Genomic DNA, 1816 nt, shown 5'->3' with positions numbered 1-1816 from the left:
TTAGCCAAGCGGAAAGCTGCGGCTGATGCGCCACAGCAAGAAAAAGTGTCTGTTTGGGAGAAGATAAAACGATTTTTTCGGAACTTACAGAAACCCAAGGTGGAAGAACGTAAAGCCTATCGTCCACGTGGCTATCGTACAAGGAAATTTGGAACAATCGTTTTTTGGATCATGTTTGGTTTTGTGTTTCTGGTGTTTTTCTTTTCCATACTGAATCCGTCTAAGCAAGAGGATGTGAATGCAGCAGCTGTGGAACAAACTCCAACACTAAACCCGGCCACAACCACTACAGCTGTCCAATATGCTGAGAATTTTGCCAAGGAGTATTTTACTTGGAAGCCAGGTAGCGAAGCGCTGGCGAAGCGTCAAGAGCGTTTGGCGCCATATCTGGCTGAAGGCATCGATCCACACGCTGGCTTAGAGCCAACGTCATTAAAAACCACTTCGGTCTTATTGTCAACGGAAATCGCTAATATCGAGGAAAAGGGTGATAACAAGGCTTACGTTACCCTCAAGGTGTATCAGAAGATTGGTATTCCGAAGGAAGTTGAGACTACAGACAAAAAGACGAAAAAGAAAACCACAACCACTAAATATGAACCTAAGGAAGTTAGTAAATTTTTTGTTGTACCGGTAGCCTATGCACAGAATTATGGAATCTATGATCTACCGAAGTACACCTATATCAATCCGCAGACTACCGTTGTCGCGTCAGATCCGAAAAATGGTTTACAGGATGTAGCAGAATCTGAGGTGAAGCAAAATATTCGCAATTTCCTTGATACTTTCTTTGGCTCTTATGCTACAGATCCTGCCGACAAGTTAGCCTATCTGCTTGAAGACAAAGATCATCCAAGCGGACTGAATAAGCGCATGAACTTTGTGAACGTTAAAAATTCGCAAATTTATCAGGGTGAAACTCCCGAAACGTATATTGTCTTTGCCACTGTTGTATTGGAAGATCCCGTTTCAGAGGATCGCTTCGTAACCAATTACAGATTGGATATTACACAAAAAGATGGGCGTTACGTTGTAAGTAAAATAGATCAACAATAGGAGGAATCAACATGAATATTGGTTTTGATGGGTTGCTGGACTGGGCTTCAGAGCAAGGAGGGAATTTGATCCTGGTTGCTGCTATTTTCTTCGCTATTATGCTTGCCTTTAAACGTCAGTTTATCGGTGCTATTGGTACATTTTTGGTACTTTTGGTGGCATATTTGATTGTTTCGAAACCAGATGTACTAGGGAAAATTTCTGAATGGGCTGCGAAACTAGTCGGCATCAATTAAGGGGGCTACCTTTATGCAGCAGCGAAAGGATATGTTTGTTCTCAATGAGTTTCTGAAGTTTGAACGCAAGCTGTATCAGTTTGCTGGTTTTAAAGTTGGGCGACCTCTCAAATTGAAGTCTATTGGCTACTTTTTCGGTATCGCCGCAATTATGGTTGGTTGGTATTACTTTCCTGTGCTGAATATACCTTTGAAAATAATACCAAGCTCCATTTTAATTGCGGCACCGTTCATGCTTACGTATCTCCTAATTGACGTGGGGACGGAGAATCGACCACCGATTAAGTTTGCTAGAAGCATGGTGCTTTATCATATGAGGAAGGCAAAGCGCGTCACTTACTTTAAGGGAATGGAGCTGGACCGACCAAAGTCATATGGCTTTGGCGGTCAGCTATCTGCCAGAGAATATCGTTTGAAGAAGAAAAAGAAGAAGCGTACCCATTACCAATTTGAAGGGTACATGACCATGCGAGATTAGAGGAAGGAAGGTGATCTAATGAAGGTATTTACCGAATTTCCGACAA

At 42.3% G+C, this 1816-nt stretch carries 3 protein-coding genes; all 3 read left to right on the top strand.

Annotated features, from left to right (window positions below):
- Positions 1 to 1056, top strand: a 1056-nt coding sequence (locus FE296_RS00360; RefSeq protein WP_150363982.1) for a conjugal transfer protein, incomplete at its 5' end; no start/stop codon positions are given.
- A gap of 11 nt (positions 1057 to 1067) precedes the next feature.
- Positions 1068 to 1292, top strand: a complete 225-nt coding sequence (locus FE296_RS00355; protein WP_150363981.1) for a hypothetical protein — start codon at positions 1068 to 1070, stop codon at positions 1290 to 1292.
- A gap of 13 nt (positions 1293 to 1305) precedes the next feature.
- A complete protein-coding gene (locus FE296_RS00350) occupies positions 1306 to 1770 on the top strand; it encodes a TcpE family conjugal transfer membrane protein (protein ID WP_150363980.1) in 465 nt (154 codons plus the stop codon).
- Positions 1771 to 1816 lie beyond the last annotated feature (46 nt).

This window comes from Paenibacillus sp. UASWS1643 (genome assembly GCF_008693195.1).
GTDB classification, from domain to species: domain Bacteria; phylum Bacillota; class Bacilli; order Paenibacillales; family Paenibacillaceae; genus Paenibacillus; species Paenibacillus amylolyticus_B.
Note: the sequence above shows the minus strand (reverse complement) of the source record. Positions and strands in the feature narration are given on the sequence as shown.

Excerpts from the sequence above, each read along its gene's own strand:
- FE296_RS00355 (WP_150363981.1), top strand. The coding sequence starts at position 1,068 with ATGAATATTGGTTTTGATGGGTTGCTGGACTGGGCTTCAGAGCAAGGA.
- FE296_RS00350 (WP_150363980.1), top strand. The coding sequence starts at position 1,306 with ATGCAGCAGCGAAAGGATATGTTTGTTCTCAATGAGTTTCTGAAGTTT.